Origin of the sequence: Pseudomonas sp. PSB11, assembly GCF_014596605.1 — a bacterium.
Taxonomy (GTDB): Bacteria; Pseudomonadota; Gammaproteobacteria; order Pseudomonadales; family Pseudomonadaceae; genus Aquipseudomonas; species Aquipseudomonas umsongensis.
In genome coordinates, this window is sequence record NZ_NOIO01000004.1 from 151077 (window position 1) to 168389 (window position 17313).

The following is a 17313-nucleotide window of genomic DNA, read 5'->3' on the forward strand; positions in this document are numbered from 1 at the left end:
TTAGGGTGGTTGTGCCGAGATTGAATCGGCCTCGAGCCCGTCATTGAGTGCTTTGCTTGTAGTCCTACTGGCTTGAAACGTTTAAGCGCTATGTTGTCTGTCTGGCTATCACGCTGAGTGTAGGTGTTGTTAGGTGACTCGCTCGCTAATAACGCTCTCTCGGAAAGAGATGTAAGCCATAGCGTCATTGAGGTCTTTTATTCTGACTTGGACAGCCTGAGAGATTTTCTCATCGCTTTCCGCTGGAGGAGTTTCGTCTGGGTGGGCCATCTTCCAGAGAGCAAGAAGCTTCAGGTATGACAAAAGAGAGTGCGCTCAGCAGCAAGTGGTCGCCCGCCTGAAGTACTTATGATCATGACTCCACTCATTACAAAAACAAGAGAAGAGCCATGGCCGGAAACATCAAAAAACAGGTCGATAGTATCGACTACAGCACCGTCGCGGTTCCGGAAGAACACCGCATGAGCAAAGGCTCACTGACGATGGCTTGGTGGGCCATCTGCAGTGCTATGTTTTGGCTGGTGGTGTCCGCCACCCTGGCAATGAGCTTTGGTACGATGAATGCCATAATCGGCTTACTCTTGTCGGTCGTAACTTATGCGGCCATCAACGGGGTCATTGCCCGCTACGCCATTAAGACCGGATTATCGGTCGCACTCTTCTCCCGGGTGCTATTCGGACGCGCCGGCGCAGCACTGGCCACCCTGATTTTCTTCGCCACGGCGATCTACTACAGCGTGTTTGAAGGCTCGGTGATCGCCATTGCTATCCAACACTACGTGTCCGACATCACGCTCAATCAAGCCTGCCTAATAGTGGTGCTATACAGCGTGCCACTGGTGTTCGGTAGCGTGCAGACCTGGCTGGATAAGTTCAATGGCGTGCTGCTGCCGCTCTACCTGATTGGTCTGATTGCCGTAGTAGCGATGGCCGTCGGTGAATACGGCTACAGTTCTGCCTGGTTGGAAATGGGGCCTGAGAGCGGGCCAGTAAGTAATGGCTGGTGGGACTGTTTCACCTATTTCATGGGAGTGTGGATTCTCATGATGTACACCTGGGACTACGCACGCTTCGGTCGTAAGCAGGACGCCAGCTACCACGCTAAATTTAACTTCGGCCTACCATTCTATATCTTCACCTTTCTTATTAACGGTCTGGTCGGCATCTTTCTCGCCGCCACCATTCCCACAGAGGGCGGCCTGTCTGAGGTCTCGGTGGTGCTGGCCATTGTCGAGCTGATGGGTATCTGGGGGTTGTTGTTCGTTTGGGTCAGCCAGACCCGTATCAATACCGCAAATTTCTTCATGGCCGCTAGCAACATGCATGCGTTCTTCGGCCGTTTTGGCTTGGCGGCTGTGCCTTATATGGCATGGGCCGTAGTAGTTGGCATCGTGGTCTACACAATGATGTTGCTCAATGTGTTCAGCTACATTCTGCAAGCCCTGGCATACCAGAGCATCTTTGTAGTGGCTTGGGTAGCGATCGCTTTGGCGCATATTTTCTCGCCGAAATATACCCAGCTGTTCGAGGGCAATATTGAATTCGCTCTCGAACGAGTCAACGCCTTCAACCCGTGCGGCTTGATCGCCTGGTTCTTTGCCGCTGGCCTGGGGATAGTGCTGCTGAATTTCGGCGGAGCAACGCTGGCGACCTTCTCAGCGCCGGTGACCTTTGTCTGCGCGTTCGCCAGCTACTGGCTGCTACTCAACAGCGCCAAACGCAGCTGGTTTGTCCGCACCAGCTGCAGCTGAAACCAATATCGGCGCCCACCGGGCCGATGTATTCGGCTCCGGCAACTTGCTGCAGCTACCAAACCCGATCCAAAACTAAGCCGCAACACCGCAGCGGCTTAGTGCTGCGTAGCTGAAAAAAAGACTAACAATGCTAAGAGCCAATTCATGAAAATGATCAACCTGCACCCACAAGCAACTCTCATATTACTTCCATTGTTGGCATCGCTCGCGCTACCCGCAGGTGCGGTGGCTATCAATGACAACTTGGACATTGGCGGCGCCGTGCGTGCGCGTATCGACTACGACCCCGACCGGGATATCGAGAAGCTGAGTTTCGATACTGCCTTTCTCACCGCTACCTACAACTCCGATAGTTGGATCGGCGCGGCTAAATACCGTTTCTATGGCGACGCTTACCCTTTCGACTATACCGACAAGATCGGTGACATCGCCTTCGCCGAATATGCATGGATCGGCTACAAGTTCGATGAGTCGCGTCAGATTCAGGTGGGACTAAACAAGATTCCGTTCGGCCTGCTGCCCTATGCCGGCAGCACTTTCTTCTTGACCTTGGGCAGCGTGATCGGCCTGGAAGACATTGCGAACCTTGGTGTTAAATACATCCAGCAGCAGGATGACTGGAACTTCCAACTCGCTTACTACCTAAGCCCGGCTGATCAGGGTCAAGGTACAAGCCGCGGCGGGCGGACCTATGCAACCAGTGTTGCTACGGCAGATGACTACGTCGTCGACGGCAGCGATAACCACGAGCGCGACATCTTAGTCGGGCGTCTGGCCCGCAACCTAAAGCTTGGGAGCTGGCAGTCGGAGATCGGCGCCTCGGCATTGACCTCGACGCTGCAGAACCAGGACAGTCGTGATAGCGGCCGCCGAAATGCCCTAGCAGTCCACTACTCGGGCAAGAATGGCCCCTGGGGCGTGCAACTGCAAGCCACTCGCCAGGACATGAGCCCGGAGAATCCCGGCAGAGACAAGCTGGTTAGCTTCGGCAGCTTCGACGGCACCTTTAACGTTGCCGCCAAGGGTAACCTCTATGTAGCCGACCTCAGCTATGACATTCCTGGCTCACTCGGGTGGCTCTCTGGTGTCAAGGTTTACGGTAACTACAGCCTGTTCGACAAGGATGAGTCCAGCTTCGAGGATTCCCAGCGCTTCATCCTTGGCACATCTTTCTCGCTGAAAGACCTATGGATCGCCGTCGAGTGGTTGCACGGCAAGCACGATCCCTACATCGGTGGCGGTAGCTACACCCAGAGCCTGGGCGCCGGCGGTAGCGAACGCTGGGAAAACCAGTTGTATACCAATATCGGTTACTACTTCTGAGGCAATAAGCGCCCCTAGCAACCACTCACGCTCCTATTTTCGCCAGCCATGTGCTGGCGTTTTTTTATGGTGCGCCAGGCATGGCGCGTAGCGCCGTGACTGGCGCTGTCGGGTTCACTGTGGTGGTGAGCCTGGCGACTTGGAGGTGAAAGTCCTCTACACACCCGGCAAGGGGAAGTGTTAGCTGAAGGCAAGGGTGTCGCGGGCGACTGCGAATCTGAAGGAAGCCCGAGACAAAATGCTGGCCTGACGAACAGGAAGCGGATGAGGCGGCGCAGCGGGGTGAGGTGGCCATAATCGCCAAAGCCCGATACTTGCACGGAACGCTGCGACGTAGATCCGACAGGCATAAGCAGGAAGGTCGCGCGAATTACCCTGGGAGATCTGTACGCTTGCCATTGTGCTACCGATTGTCGAGAGGCGACGGGATGGGCGTGCAGAAGTCAGCCGAGGCCGTAGTAAGTGGCGGTCAACCACGCCATCAAGGGCCGAACAGGTCATGCCGCCAGTAGGCGTCAGCGTCTCGTCGATAACCGAAATGCAGAAATTTCTCCAAGAGAAGACTGTCACCCCGAGTCCCGGCCAGAGGCCGAGGATGACGCCTGACAGCGCAGAGGTATCGGCGGCGTCGGTGACGTGGATGAACGCGGAGCCGGACACGCTGATGGAGCGGGTGCTTGCGCCGCTCAATCTCAAGCGTGCGTATCAGCGCGTGGTCAGCAACAAGGGGGCGCCGGGTGCCGATGGCATGACGGTCGCCGACTTGGCAGGCTACGTGAAACAGTATTGGCCCATCCTGAAGGTCAGGCTGCTGGCAGGTGAATACCATCCCCAGGCAGTGCGGGCGGTCGAAATTCCCAAACCGCAGGGCGGTATGCGGCAACTGGGCATTCCCAGTGTCGTGGATCGCCTGATCCAGCAAGCCCTGCTGCAACAGCTCACGCCGATCTTCGATCCGCTGTTCTCGGACTATAGCTACGGCTTCCGTCCGGGCAGAAGCGCTCACCAGGCTGTCGAGATGGCCCGCACCCATGTGGCGGCGGGTCATAGGTGTTGCGTGGAACTCGATCTGGAGAAGTTCTTTGATCGGGTCAACCACGACATCCTGATGTTCTGTGTTGAGCGCCATGTCGAAGACAAACAGGTGCTCAGACTCATCCGCCGTTACCTCGAAGCGGGCGTCATGTCGGGCGGGGTTGTCAGCCATCGGCAGGAGGGGGCGCCGCAAGGCGGCCCGCTTTCGCCGCTGCTGTCGAACATCCTGCTCGATGAACTCGACCGTGAGTTGGAGCGGCGAGGCCATCGCTTCGTGCGCTATGCCGATGACGCGAACATTTATGTCCGTAGTCCGCGTGCTGGCGAACGAGTGCTGGCCAGTGTCGAGCGGTTCCTGAATCACCGTCTGAAACTGAGACTGAATCGGGACAAGAGTCGCGTGGCTGGGTCGTGGAAATGCGACTACCTGGGGTATGGGATGAGTTGGCACTCGCAGCCTAGACTGCGAGTGGCAACCATGAGCCTGCGCCGTGTGCGCGACCGTCTCAGGGAACTGCTGCGAGGGGTGCGGGGCCACAAGATGGCGAATGTCATCGAGCGGGTAAACCCGGTGCTGCGAGGCTGGGCAGGCTACTTCAAGCTCAGCCAGAGCAAGCGTCCACTGGAAGAGCTGGATGGCTGGGTCAGGCACAAACTTCGCTGTGTCATCTGGCGGCAATGGAAGCAGCCCTCTACGAGGGCGCGCAACCTGATGCGCCTGGGATTGAGCGAGGAGCGTGCCTGCAAGTCGGCCTTCAATGGCCGAGGCCCGTGGTGGAACTCAGGAGCGCCGCATATGAATCAGGCGCTGCCGAAGAAGCTATGGGACAGACTTTGACTGGTCTCGATACTGGATACGATCAATCGGCTTAACCGCATGGCCTGAACCGCCGTGTACGGAACCGTACGCACGGTGGTGTGGGAGGACGGCGGCCGTGAGGCCGCCTCCTACCCGATCGCAGCGTTCCGGCCTCCCGGCATTAGATCTTGAGTAGATGCACCAGTAGAAACAGTTCACTTCAGGCCAAAAAACGGTGCGCTTGAAGACAAGCCAGCCGCTAGGCCCGCGCGTAGATTAGCGATGTGGGCAAGACATCCGTCACGCCTCCCCAGACAAAAACAAGATTTGTGGTGACCCATGAACACAGTAGACCCGATCACCCTGGCAGTCGTGCGCGGTGCGCTCGAAACAGCCCAGCGAGAAATGACCCTGACGCTGGAAAAGACCAGTCGCTCGAGCGTGTTCAACCTCGCCCACGACTATTCCAACGCACTCTTCGATCACCTCCCGGAAATGATCCTGCAAGGCCAGGACATTCCTATTCATCTCGGTTCGCTTATCCCAGCGATGAAATGCGTTGCTGGCTTCTTCGGTGATGAGATTGCCGAGGGCGATGTTATTTATCATAACGATCCAGCCTACATGGGCAGTCATATCCTCGACTGCTGCATGTACAAACCGGTGTTCTATAAGGGCGAGCTGGTGTTCTGGACGGTCTGCAAGGGCCACCTGACCGATATTGGCGGCCCGGTACCGGCCGGCTACAACCCGGACGCAAAAGAAATCTACGCAGAGGGCCTGCGCATCCCGCCTGTCAAGTTGTGGGCCCAGGGCCAGCGCCGGGAAGACGTAATCAACCTGCTGCTGACCAACATGCGCGCCCGCGCCTATCAAGAAGGCGATCTGAATGCCCAGTACGGTGCTTGCAGCGTGGGCGAGCGTCACCTGATCGAGTTGCTCGATCGCTATGGCGTCGACCAGGTCCGAGCGTGCATTACCGAGCTGAAAGATATGGCAGACCGTCATATGCGCGCATTGTTGCGTGATGTGCCAGACGGTTTCTACAGCGGCACTGCCATTCTCGAAGACTCCGGTCATGGTCTGGGAGAATTGTCGATCACTGCCCAGGTGGAAATTCGCGGCGACGAGGCGCACGTTCTGATAGAGAGCCCGCCGCAGGTGCCTTACTTCATCAACTCCTACGCGGGCAATTCGATCTCCGGGGTTTACCTCGGACTGATGATGTTCGCCCAGGTGCCACCGCCCTACAATGAAGGCCTCTATCGCTGCGTGAGTGTAGACCTTGGCCCGTCCGGTACTCTGTGCAACGCCCAGGAGCCGGCACCGCACGTCAACTGCACCACTACTCCGATGGAAACCCTCGCCGATGCCGTGCGTCTGGCCCTTGAACAGGCGGCTCCGGAGCGTGTGACCGCCTCCTGGGGGCATGCCAGCGGGATCAATATCGCTGGGCACGACCCACGCAACAACAACGATGAATATGTGACCATGGTGCTGGCCTCGGTCATCTCCGGCGCTGGCGCTAACAAGGCTATGGATGGTTGGCCTGCTTGCGGCCCGCTGTGCTGCTTCGGCGCGCTGATGTCCGGCGATATCGAACTGCTTGAGTACTCCTATCCGGTACTGATACACCGCTACAGCCTGATGACCGACAGTGGTGGCGCCGGTGAATTCCGCGGTGGCTCTGGTACTCGCCTGGAGCTCGAGCCGCTGAAGCACGCCATGACCGTGGTCGGTTTCGGTGAGGGCCGGCAGCTGCCTACCGCCGGTGCGGCAGGGGCGAAGAATGTTCTGCTCGAGCCCAAGCTCGGCCGCTTGATCCATAGACATGTCGACGGTGAGGAAGACCATTACATCCAGAACACTCTGCTGACCGCACAACCAGGTGAGCGCGTAATCAACGTCAACCCGGGCGGTGGTGGCTATGGCGACCCACTACGTCGTCCGCTGGCCACGGTTCTAGCCGATGTGCGCAACGGCTTGGTCTCGATTGACGGCGCGCGCCTTGAATACGGCGTAGTGATTGACGGCAACGGCCAACTCGATGAAGCCGCAACCCACGCACACCGAGCCGCGCACTGAGCACAGCCCCTTTGAGCAATGCAGAGAATTCGAAAATGAGCAAACAACAATATCGCCTGGGCATCGATGCCGGCGGCACCTTCACTGATTTCATCCTCGCCGACCATCAGGGCAACGTGCAGTTGTTCAAGGCGCCGTCCACCCCACATGACGGCACCCTGGCCATACGCAACGGTCTGGCGCAAATCGCCGATGCCCTCGGCCGTACACCAGCCGAGATCATTGCCGACTGCGATCTGTGCATCAACGGGACGACTGTGGCGCTCAACGCACTGATCGAAAAGACCGGGGTCAAGGTGGGCCTGCTGTGTACCGATGGCCATGAAGACAGCCTGGAAATTCGCCTTGGCCACAAAGAAGATGGCCATCGCTATGACGCCACTTATCCACCGGCGCATATGTTAGTGCCGCGCCACCTGCGCCGTCCAATCGGCGGGCGTATTATCAGTGACGGCAGCGAGTTCAGCCCGCTAGACGAGGCGGCGATTCATGCCGCCATCGACTACTTCCGCGAACAACAGGTGCAGGCGGTGGCGATCTCCTTCGTCTGGTCGGTGCGCAACCCTAGTCACGAGCAGCGCGCTATGGCTATGGTGCGTGCGGCTTTACCTGACGTATTTGTCTGCAGCGGCCACGAGGTGTTCCCGCAGATTCGCGAATACACACGCACCTCGACAACCGTGGTCAACGCCTACCTTAGCCCAGTGATGGGTCGTTATATCGAACGCATCGACGCGCTGTTCGAGGAGCTGGGCGCGCAGCAGCCTACCCGCTATTTCCAGTCCAACGGAGGTCTGGCTCCTGGCGTGGTAATGCGTGAGCGGGCGGTCAACGCGATCAACTCCGGTCCGGCATCTGCCCCGCAAGCCGGCTTGTGCGTGGCCCAGCCATTCGGTATCGACAACGTAATCACCGTCGATATGGGTGGTACCTCGTTCGACATCACTCTTAGCAAAGGCGGTCGCACCAACTTCAGCAAAGACAGCGACTTCCTCCGTTACCGTATCGGCGTGCCAATGATTCAGGTGGAAACCCTTGGCGCCGGCGGTGGCTCGATCGCCCACCTTGACGACTTCGGCATGCTCCAGGTCGGTCCACGCAGTGCCGGGGCTAACCCCGGGCCTGTGTGTTATGGAAAGGGTGGGGTCGAGCCGACTGTAACCGATGCTAACCTGGCGCTCGGTTATCTGGCTGATGGTGCACTGCTCGGTGGCAGCATCCGTCTAAATCGACAAGCCGCGATCGATGCGATCCGCAGTAAAATTGCCGAACCGCTGGGTATCAGTGTCGAGCGCGCGGCCGTCGGTATCATTACCCTGGTTAACCTGAACATGGTTAGTGGTATCCGCCGCGTGTCCATTGAGCGTGGTTATGATCCCCGTGACTTCGCCCTGATCGGTGCCGGTGGTGCAGCGGGCATGCACGTGATGCGACTAGCTGAGGAAATCGGCAGCAAGGTTGTGCTGATTCCCAAGGTGGCTTCGGGGCTGTGCGCCTTCGGCCAGATTCTCTCTGACATCCGCTATGATCAGCTGACTACTTTGCCGATGCGTTTGGATGACGAGTTCGTCGATTTGGAGCAACTAAACCAGGCCCTGCAGCAGTTACGCGAGCGTGGTATGACGAACCTGCGAGACGATGGTTTCGGTGGTGACAATCGTATTGAATGCCAGTACAGCCTGGAGATTCGTTACCTCGGACAGATCCACGAGTGCAGCGTCGAACTGAGCTGCGACCGGCTCGACCGTAGCAGCCTGGCGGCCCTGCGCGAATCCTTCCACCAGCGGCACAAGGCGCTGTTTTCCTTCAGTGAGCCTAACAGCCCGGTCGAACTAGTTAATCTAGAGTGCTCGGTGATCGCGCGGTTACAGCGTCCACCAATGCCTGAACTTGCAACCCCGCTCAAGGCAACGGCCGCGATTCCGGCTGGTCATCGTCCGATGCTGTTCAATGCGCAAGACGATTGGCAGGACACGCCTGTGTACAACGGCGACCGCATAGAAGTAGGGCAGATTATTCAAGGTCCCTGTGTGATTGAGGAAGCGACCACAAACATCGTTGTTCCACCGGGCTGGCGGGTCAGTCTGGATCCCTCGGCCACATATGAACTGACTCCCGGTCATTGACCGTCAGGGATTTTTAACAAAGGATTGTGTAACAACGGCACCGACGGCATTCACCGTTGGTGCCGCCCTCATAATAACTACAAATTGAGGACCTTTCATGACAGATCAATTGTCTACGCGGTATTGGCCTGAGGGAGAAAGGCAATCGCGTTGGGCCGAAGCCATCGGCAATACATATTTTCCATTGTCGTTGGAGTTCAATTCCAGCGCCATTTTCCAAGGCAGCCTGAAAATTTGGAAAACGGGCAGTACGCCGTTGGCGTTATCGCGCCTGCGCTCCAGTCAGCTAGGCTATTCGCGCAGCGAGAGCCAGGTTAGCGAAGATACTGAACCCTGTTACCTTGTAACAGTGCCGCGCCTTACCGAAGTACACTTCGAGCAAGACGGTCGTGAGCTCCATTGTAAGCCAGGTGGGTTCATCTTCGAGCGAGGCGATGCGCCTTATCGTTTTCACTACTCCTGCGACAACGACCTTTGGGTATTCAAGCTGCCTGAGCGCGCGCTACATGGACAGATACGTGGAGCCGAGCGCTACACCCGTTTCTGTTTCGAGGCTCGGCGTGGATTGGGACGAATTTTTGTTGATCAACTGGCGATGTGTGCCGCGCGCTTCGACGAATGCGATGCGGATGCCCGTCATATGCTGCTGGAACAGGTGCTTTCGACGTTGTTAATGGCTCTGCGCCAAGATGAGCGCGTCCTTAATAGTGAGAGTTCGAGTCTAGCTGCCCTGCATTTGCAGCGTATCGAGCACTACATCGACCGAAACTTGTGTTCAGCTGAACTAAACCCGCAGCATATTGCTCAGGCCTGCGGCTTATCGGTTCGCTATTTGCATAAATTATTTTTCAGTACGCCCTACAGTCTCGGTGAATGGATTCGCCTGAAACGATTGGAGGCTGTATATCAACGCCTACGTGATCCCCACTGCCACCTATCAATCGGTGAGCTGGCATATCGTTGGGGGTTCAGTGATCAGGCACAATTTTCCCGGCATTTTCGCCAGCACTTTAGTTGTACTGCCAGTGAAGCCCGAGCCGTTTCGTTAAAGCCGTAGCCGGTTACTTTATTGTCAATGTGCTCTGGGGGATTAGAAGTCACTCGGCGTAGCTCCCCATAAAGGCTCCACGCCTTTTCACCGTTGCGGGAGTACCAGTTATATATCGGCGTCTGATATTCCATACGGGCGCTAACTTGGGTAAGCCTTTGTCGTCTGCATTGGCAAACTCATGCGTAGCTGGTGTTGCTGATCAAGCCAAGCTTATTGTTTTAGGTTCACGCGAGCGGGCTGAGAGCGGCGCAGGCTTCACAAGCGTAAGACGGAACCATGCTAGGTGCAAAGCTATGGTGTTGGGTAGTAATTGCTTCAGGTCTGTCCTGCAAAAAACATGCTGAAATTCCGCAGGCACCCCCTCTAAGGGCGAGACACGGTAACTATCCCATGATTTCAGGGGCGGACTGGGATGCTCTCAGGTTGCTGTTGCGCATGATCCCTTCGATGATCGGTACTGGTGTCATCAGATGAGCCTGCATCATGGCGCTTGCTCGCGTTGCGTCACGGGCAAGGATAGCTTCTACCAGTTCGCTGTGCTCTTGACGTTTCAGGGACAAGGCCTCCTCGGATAGCACCGTGCGCCGCAGCCACAGCTGGCGATAGCGCTCGGCCTGATCGAACAGATAGGCGCGCGCCTGCAGCAGGTGTCTAGACCCACAGCCGGAGGCTATAGCTGTATGGAAGGCCTTGTGTCGGGCATCCCATATTTCCAGCATCTGCTCCTGGGTCTTGACCTCCATTACCTTGGCCAATGTATGCGAATAGGCCAACACCTGGGCCTCCCAGGCGTCATCGCCGCGTTCGATGGCGAGCTTAAGTACCAGCGCTTCGAGATTGGCCCGTGCGTCATAGATGTCCTGCATTTCGCTCAGCGACATAGGAGCGACGCGGTAGCCACGCTGACTGATAGCTACTACCAGATTTTCCGCAATCAGATGCGATAGCGCTTCACGCAGAGGGCCTACGCCTAGGTCGTAGCGCTCCTTAAGCGCAGTCATTCGCAGTTTTTCTCCGGGCTTGAACATGCCCTGAATTATGTCCCGCTTGAGCCACTCATAGCCGCTGACTGCTGAGTTTTGGCGGGGGGCGAGCGTATCCATAAACCATGCTCCTCAACGGGTTTTATCCATCATACGCAACTGCAGAAATATTTACTAAGTGGAGATGCAGTTGCCGAGTGTCGCTATTTTATAAAAGCGTAGACATTTTTATAAAATAGCTATATTTTTAGTCCGGCTGTTCTGGTAAATCTCGGGGCGGCGTACAGACAATTTTTTCGTCAGGACTCTGCCATGAATGCCTTTACCCAGCTCAAAGATCTTGTGATGCCGCTACCGACCGCCGTTAAGGGGTTTTCTCTTTCACCCTCCGCTCAGTCGCCCCGTTTGTTCGAGCTGACCTTCACTAAGGCGACGATAGAGGCTTTCTGTGTAGCAGTGGCCGAGTGGCCGGTGCAGGCGCTGGAATACAAGTCCTTCTTGCGATTTCGCTTCGCCAAAATTCTTGACGATCTCTGCGGTAACAGCCTGCGCCCGGTGCTACTCAACGCCCTAATGGATCGTGCCACCGGAGGGCTGTTAATCAAGCAGGAGGCCCTGAATGATGTGGCACAAGCTGATGATATGGTCAAATTCTCGACTGCTGTGGCCCACCTGCTGGGGCGGTCGAACTTTGATGCGATGAGCGGCCAGTTCTACGCACGCTTCGTGGTCGAGAACGTCGATAATTCGGACAGCTACCTGCGCCAACCTCACCGGGTAATGGAGTTGCACAACGATGGTACTTTCGTCGATCAGATCACCGACTACGTGCTGATGATGAAGATCGATGAGCAGAATATCGAAGGTGGCAACTCGCTGATCCTGCATCTGGACGACTGGGAGGATCGCCATGCTTTCTTCCATCATCCGCTAGCACGGCGCGTCATGCGCTGGACCGCGCCGCCGAGTAAAAGGGTCGATACGGACGTGTTCCATTCGATCTTTGATGTCGACGCCGAAGGGCGGCCGACTATTCGCTATATCGATCAATTTGTTCAGCCCAAAGACTTCGACGAGGGCAACTGGCTGACCGACCTGTCTATCTCCCTGGAGGGCAGTAAACAGAAGCTTTCCGTGCCGGTGCCAGTTGGCTGCTTCCTGCTGATTAATAACCTGTATTGGCTGCATGGCCGCGATCGTTTCACCCCTCACCCTGGGCTGCGCCGTGAACTGATGCGCCAGCGCGGTTACTTCAGTTACCCCAAACTCGGCCATCAGCAAGGCCAATAATTGCCATTAATTGAACAGGGGCTGCGCGGTTTAGCCCTTGTCGTTTGTCCACGGGGCAAAACAGATCGAGTAGAGGTGATAGCGGTGTACGATTTTGTGATCATCGGGGGCGGCATTATCGGCATGTCGACTGCCATGCAATTAATCAAGGCCTACCCAGAGTCGAAAATCTTGTTGCTCGAGAAAGAGTCCGGGCCAGCTAAGCATCAGACGGGGCACAATAGCGGGGTCATCCACGCCGGCGTCTACTACACGCCGGGTAGCTTGAAGGCGAAGTTCTGCCTGGAAGGCAACCGTGCTACCAAATCGTTCTGTAACGAGCACGGCATTATCTACGATGAGTGCGGTAAGTTGCTGGTCGCCACCAATGAGGTGGAAATGCAGCGCATGCGCGCGCTTTGGGAGCGCACTGCAGCCAATGGTCTGGAGCGCGAGTGGCTGTCTGCGGAGCAACTGAAGGAACGCGAACCGAACATCACCGGAATCGGCGGGATCTTCGTGCCCTCCAGTGGTATCGTTAACTATGCCGAGGTCACCGCTGCCATGGCTCGCGAGTTCCAGAGGCACGGTGGCGAGATTCGCTACGACAGCGAAGTCATCGGCCTGGAAGAGCGCGCCACGGAGATGCGGGTTAAAACCCAGCATGAAGAAGTCATTGCACGCTTTTTGGTGACCTGCTCGGGTCTGATGGCCGACCGCATTGTATGTCTACTGGGCTTAGATCCTGGCTTTAGCATTTGCCCGTTCCGTGGCGAATACTATTTGCTGCCTGAGCAGCACAACCGGATCGTCAATCACCTGATCTACCCGATTCCCGATCCCTCCATGCCGTTCCTCGGCGTGCACCTGACGCGAATGATCGACGGCAGTGTGACAGTCGGTCCCAATGCTGTGCTGGCACTCAAGCGTGAGGGCTATCGCAAGCGTGACATATCTTTGTCCGACACGTTCGCAATGCTCACCAATCCGGGCATTCTTAAAGTGCTCAAGGACAATCTGCGGCCCGGCCTGATCGAGATGAAAAACTCGCTGTTCAAGCGTGGTTATCTACAGCAAGTACGCAAGTACTGCCCCAGCTTAACGCTGCAGGATCTCAAGCCTTACCCGGCCGGCGTCCGCGCCCAAGCGGTTTCAGCGGACGGCAAGTTGATCGAGGACTTCCTGTTCCGCAATACCCGCCGTAGCGTCAACGTCTGCAATGCACCATCGCCGGCGGCTACCTCTGCAATTCCCATAGGCGCCTACATCATCAAGCAGATTGATGCACAGCTGCAGGGGCTACCCAGGTTTGTAAAAAACCAACATCCCGCATGAGGCAGTGCGGGGCGAATTCGGCAGTGCACTGGAACGAACAAGACTGTGCGCAAGACGACAAGCCCCGCACCGGCTCAGTCTAATAGGCTATCGGCTAGTGCACTTAACGTCCCCGAGCCAAGTCATCGTTACTGAACTCGTTACCGAATTGAAGTGTGTGATTGTGATCAAAAGCCGGATGCCTACTTATAAGGCTACTCCCAGAAACCATGCTTGTTAGTCATATTGAGAGCGCCCCATGAACCAGTCAGTATCCTCGCTGCCAGAAAAAGACATTCAGTATCAACTGCACCCCTACACCAATGCTCGCCTTCATCAGGAGCTTGGCCCGCTGATCATCGAGCGCGGGGAGGGTATCTATGTTTATGACGATCAGGGCAAGGGTTATATCGAGGCGATGGCTGGGTTGTGGAGCGCCGCGCTTGGCTTTAGCAATCAACGTCTGATCAAGGCAGCTGAGCAGCAATTCAACACCCTGCCGTTTTATCACCTGTTCAGTCACAAATCGCATCGCCCGAGTATCGAGTTAGCCGAAAAGCTGATCGAGATGGCGCCGGTGCCTATGAGTAAGGTGTTCTTCACCAACTCCGGTTCCGAGGCTAACGATACTGTAGTGAAGATGGTCTGGTACCTCAATAACGCTCTAGGCAAACCAGCCAAGAAGAAGTTCATCAGTCGGGTCAACGGCTACCACGGCATCACCGTCGCCAGCGCAAGCTTGACTGGCCTTCCAGGCAACCAGCGCGGTTTCGACCTGCCGCTTCCAGGCTTCCTGCATGTCGGCTGCCCGCACCATTATCGTTTCGCCCTTGCCGGTGAAAGTGAAGAGCATTTCGCTGACCGCCTTGCCGTCGAGCTCGAGCAGAAGATTCTCGCCGAAGGCCCGGAGACTATCGCAGCGTTCATTGGCGAGCCATTGATGGGCGCTGGCGGTGTCATAGTGCCGCCTCGTACCTACTGGGAGAAGATCCAGAAAGTTTGCCGTAAGTACGACATCCTGGTTATCGCCGATGAGGTAATCTGTGGATTTGGGCGTACCGGGCAGATGTTTGGCAGCCAGACCTTTGGTATCCAGCCGGACATCATGGTGTTATCCAAGCAACTGTCATCTTCTTATCAGCCGATAGCGGCGATTCTGATCAATGCCCCAGTATTTGAGGGCATCGCTGATCAGAGCCAAGCGCTTGGCGCGCTTGGGCATGGGTTCACCGGCAGCGGTCATCCGGTAGCTACTGCCGTGGCCTTGGAGAACCTGAAGATTATTGAAGAGGAGAGCCTGGTCGAGCATGCGGCGCAAATGGGCCAGTTGTTGCGCAGCGGCCTACAGCATTTCATCGATCATCCCTTGGTGGGCGAAATTCGCGGTTGTGGACTGATCGCTGCGGTAGAACTAGTTGGCGATCGCGTGAGCAAGGCGCCGTATCAGGCGCTAGGCACCCTCGGACGCTACATGGCCGGCAGAGCCCAGGAACACGGCATGATTACTCGCGCCATGGGTGATGCCGTGGCCTTCTGCCCGCCGTTAATCGTCAACGAACAGGAAGTCGGAATGATTGTAGAGCGCTTTGCCAGGGCGCTGGACGACACCACTCAGTGGGTTGGTTAGATCAATCCGGGGGAGGAGAGAATTGCTTTTATGTGGCTCTCCTCGGCTTAAATTCATAGCTTGGAAAATAGCTGAGCAGCACTGAATGCAGTCTGCGAAGGAGCACGCCATGCAACTCAAAGATACCCAATTGTTCCGCCAACAGGCTTATATCGACGGAACCTGGTTGGACGCGGACAGCGGCCAGACCATTCAGGTCACCAATCCGGCCACCAACGAAGTTATGGGTAGTGTGCCGAAGATGGGGGCAGCGGAAACCCGTCGAGCCATCGAAGCAGCAGATCATGCCCTGCCAGCCTGGCGTGCACTGACAGCTAAAGACCGCGCCAACAAACTGCGCCGCTGGTTTGAACTGATGATTGAAAACCAGGACGACCTGGGTCGTCTCATGACCATGGAGCAAGGTAAGCCACTTGCCGAAGCCAAGGGCGAAATTGCTTTCGCGGCGTCCTTCCTTGAGTGGTTCGCCGAAGAAGCCAAGCGCGTGTATGGCGACGTAATTCCCGGCCACCAACCGGACAAACGCCTGATCGTGATCAAACAGCCCATCGGCGTAACGGCAGCGATTACACCCTGGAACTTCCCGGCAGCCATGATCACCCGTAAAGCCGGCCCGGCCCTGGCCGCCGGTTGTACCATGGTGCTCAAGCCAGCGTCGCAAACGCCTTATTCGGCGCTGGCGTTGGCAGTGCTGGCCGAGCGTGCCGGGATCCCCAAAGGCGTGTTCAGTGTAATCACTGGCAGTGCTGGCGAAGTCGGCAGCGAACTGACTAGCAACCCGATCGTGCGCAAGTTGAGCTTTACTGGCTCCACCGAAATTGGTCGCCAGCTAATGGCCGAATGTGCCAAGGACATTAAAAAGGTGTCGCTAGAACTGGGCGGAAACGCGCCGTTCATCGTATTCGATGATGCCGACCTTGATAAGGCAGTGGAAGGCGCACTGATCTCCAAATACCGCAACAATGGCCAGACCTGCGTGTGCGCCAACCGCCTGTATATCCAAGACGGCGTATACGATGCCTTCGCCGAGAAGCTGAAAATCGCGGTAGCTAAGTTGCAGATTGGTAACGGTTTGGACGAAGGTATCACCACCGGCCCTCTGATCGATGCCAAGGCGGTGGCCAAGGTCCAGGAGCACATTGCCGACGCCATTAGCAAGGGTGCCAAGCTACTCGCTGGTGGTAAGCCGCACGCCCTCGGTGGCACTTTCTTCGAGCCGAGCATCCTCATTGACGTACCGAATAACGCCGCCGTAGCCAAGGAAGAAACCTTCGGTCCGCTGGCGCCGCTGTTCCGTTTTAAGGACGAGGCCGACGTGATCGCGATGTCCAATGACACCGAGTTCGGCCTGGCCTCGTACTTCTATGCCCGCGATATGGGGCGCGTGTTCCGTGTGGCCGAAGCCCTAGAATACGGTATGGTCGGCGTCAATACTGGGCTGATCTCCAATGAAGTTGCGCCTTTCGGTGGTATCAAGGCATCCGGCCTGGGTCGCGAAGGATCCAAGTACGGCATTGAGGATTACCTGGAGATCAAGTACCTCTGCCTGGGTGGTATCTAAGAGCCCGGCGAATAGGCACGTGATTCTCGCTCAGGCCCCACTTGGCGAGCATCATTAATCTTGGCCCGGTCTATAAAACCCGGGCATGCTACATCGGTTGTGGCGCAGACAAAGATTGACGCGGGCTATTTCTACGTCACCGTCTACTTCTCACGGCTGTTGCCGCGCAACCAGAGTCTGGAGGCCTGTATCCGCGTCGACAGCGCCCCCTGTTCGAGCTAGGTGCCTAACATTTCTAACGATTGAGCGTTGCGCGGAGTCCTACACCTAGGCTCTGCGCCTTTTTAATCCCGCCGCGCTAGATTAGGCGAAGTAATGCTGCCTTCACAGCCAGTCCTGCTGGTATGGATAAAGGTGATATCCATCACCTATGCCATGTTAGGGGC

11 protein-coding genes are annotated in these 17313 nt (G+C 56.6%); 10 read left to right on the top strand and 1 reads right to left on the bottom strand.

What is annotated here, in order from left to right; translation table 11 throughout:
* The first annotated feature begins 389 nt into the window (after positions 1-389).
* The 6 genes from CGA21_RS07430 to CGA21_RS07455 all read left to right on the top strand — a co-directional run bounded on the left by CGA21_RS07430 (position 390) and on the right by CGA21_RS07455 (position 10179).
* Positions 390-1751, top strand: coding sequence for a purine-cytosine permease family protein (locus CGA21_RS07430; protein WP_041025104.1), 1362 nt, complete (start codon positions 390-392; stop codon positions 1749-1751).
* A 153-nt stretch (positions 1752-1904) separates the two neighbouring features.
* Positions 1905-3077 (top strand): porin, encoded by a 1173-nt coding sequence (locus CGA21_RS07435; RefSeq protein WP_031637015.1) that lies wholly within the window; start codon positions 1905-1907, stop codon positions 3075-3077.
* A 499-nt stretch (positions 3078-3576) separates the two neighbouring features.
* Positions 3577-4950 (top strand): group II intron reverse transcriptase/maturase, encoded by a 1374-nt coding sequence (ltrA, locus tag CGA21_RS07440; protein WP_049950174.1) that lies wholly within the window; start codon positions 3577-3579, stop codon positions 4948-4950.
* Between the two features lie 300 nt (positions 4951-5250).
* Positions 5251-6996 carry a hydantoinase B/oxoprolinase family protein gene (locus CGA21_RS07445; protein ID WP_024075427.1) on the top strand — a complete coding sequence of 582 codons (1746 nt, stop codon included), beginning with the start codon at positions 5251-5253 and terminating at the stop codon, positions 6994-6996.
* Positions 6997-7031: 35 nt separating this feature from the next.
* The gene (locus tag CGA21_RS07450) at positions 7032-9122 is read left to right on the top strand and encodes a hydantoinase/oxoprolinase family protein (RefSeq protein WP_024075426.1); all 2091 of its coding nucleotides are present in this window, start codon (positions 7032-7034) and stop codon (positions 9120-9122) included.
* 97 nt (positions 9123-9219) lie between these two features.
* A complete protein-coding gene (locus CGA21_RS07455) occupies positions 9220-10179 on the top strand; it encodes a helix-turn-helix domain-containing protein (protein ID WP_033902870.1) in 960 nt (319 codons plus the stop codon).
* Positions 10180-10556: 377 nt separating this feature from the next.
* On the opposite strand, the gene csiR is transcribed toward CGA21_RS07455, so the two are convergent.
* Entirely contained in the window at positions 10557-11276 is a 720-nt protein-coding gene (csiR, locus tag CGA21_RS07460) for a DNA-binding transcriptional regulator CsiR (protein WP_023048102.1), read from the bottom strand.
* Between the two features lie 192 nt (positions 11277-11468).
* On the opposite strand from csiR, the gene glaH reads away from it, so the two are divergent.
* From glaH to gabD, 4 genes are all read left to right on the top strand, one after another.
* The gene (gene glaH, locus CGA21_RS07465) at positions 11469-12446 is read left to right on the top strand and encodes a glutarate dioxygenase GlaH (RefSeq protein WP_023628647.1); all 978 of its coding nucleotides are present in this window, start codon (positions 11469-11471) and stop codon (positions 12444-12446) included.
* 84 nt (positions 12447-12530) lie between these two features.
* Positions 12531-13760 carry an L-2-hydroxyglutarate oxidase gene (gene lhgO / locus CGA21_RS07470; protein ID WP_023048104.1) on the top strand — a complete coding sequence of 410 codons (1230 nt, stop codon included), beginning with the start codon at positions 12531-12533 and terminating at the stop codon, positions 13758-13760.
* A 238-nt stretch (positions 13761-13998) separates the two neighbouring features.
* Positions 13999-15366, top strand: coding sequence for an aspartate aminotransferase family protein (locus CGA21_RS07475; protein ID WP_023048105.1), 1368 nt, complete (start codon positions 13999-14001; stop codon positions 15364-15366).
* Between the two features lie 109 nt (positions 15367-15475).
* Positions 15476-16927: an NADP-dependent succinate-semialdehyde dehydrogenase gene (gabD, locus tag CGA21_RS07480; RefSeq protein WP_024075423.1), complete on the top strand. Its 1452-nt coding sequence runs from the start codon at positions 15476-15478 to the stop codon at positions 16925-16927.
* The last annotated feature ends 386 nt before the right edge of the window (positions 16928-17313 follow it).

Coding starts and splice junctions, on each gene's coding strand:
- CGA21_RS07450 (WP_024075426.1), top strand. CDS start 7,032: ATGAGCAAACAACAATATCGCCTGGGCATCGATGCCGGCGGCACCTTC.
- csiR (WP_023048102.1), bottom strand. CDS start 11,276: ATGGATACGCTCGCCCCCCGCCAAAACTCAGCAGTCAGCGGCTATGAG.
- CGA21_RS07475 (WP_023048105.1), top strand. CDS start 13,999: ATGAACCAGTCAGTATCCTCGCTGCCAGAAAAAGACATTCAGTATCAA.
- ltrA (WP_049950174.1), top strand. CDS start 3,577: ATGCCGCCAGTAGGCGTCAGCGTCTCGTCGATAACCGAAATGCAGAAA.
- glaH (WP_023628647.1), top strand. CDS start 11,469: ATGAATGCCTTTACCCAGCTCAAAGATCTTGTGATGCCGCTACCGACC.
- CGA21_RS07455 (WP_033902870.1), top strand. CDS start 9,220: ATGACAGATCAATTGTCTACGCGGTATTGGCCTGAGGGAGAAAGGCAA.
- gabD (WP_024075423.1), top strand. CDS start 15,476: ATGCAACTCAAAGATACCCAATTGTTCCGCCAACAGGCTTATATCGAC.
- CGA21_RS07435 (WP_031637015.1), top strand. CDS start 1,905: ATGATCAACCTGCACCCACAAGCAACTCTCATATTACTTCCATTGTTG.
- CGA21_RS07445 (WP_024075427.1), top strand. CDS start 5,251: ATGAACACAGTAGACCCGATCACCCTGGCAGTCGTGCGCGGTGCGCTC.
- CGA21_RS07430 (WP_041025104.1), top strand. CDS start 390: ATGGCCGGAAACATCAAAAAACAGGTCGATAGTATCGACTACAGCACC.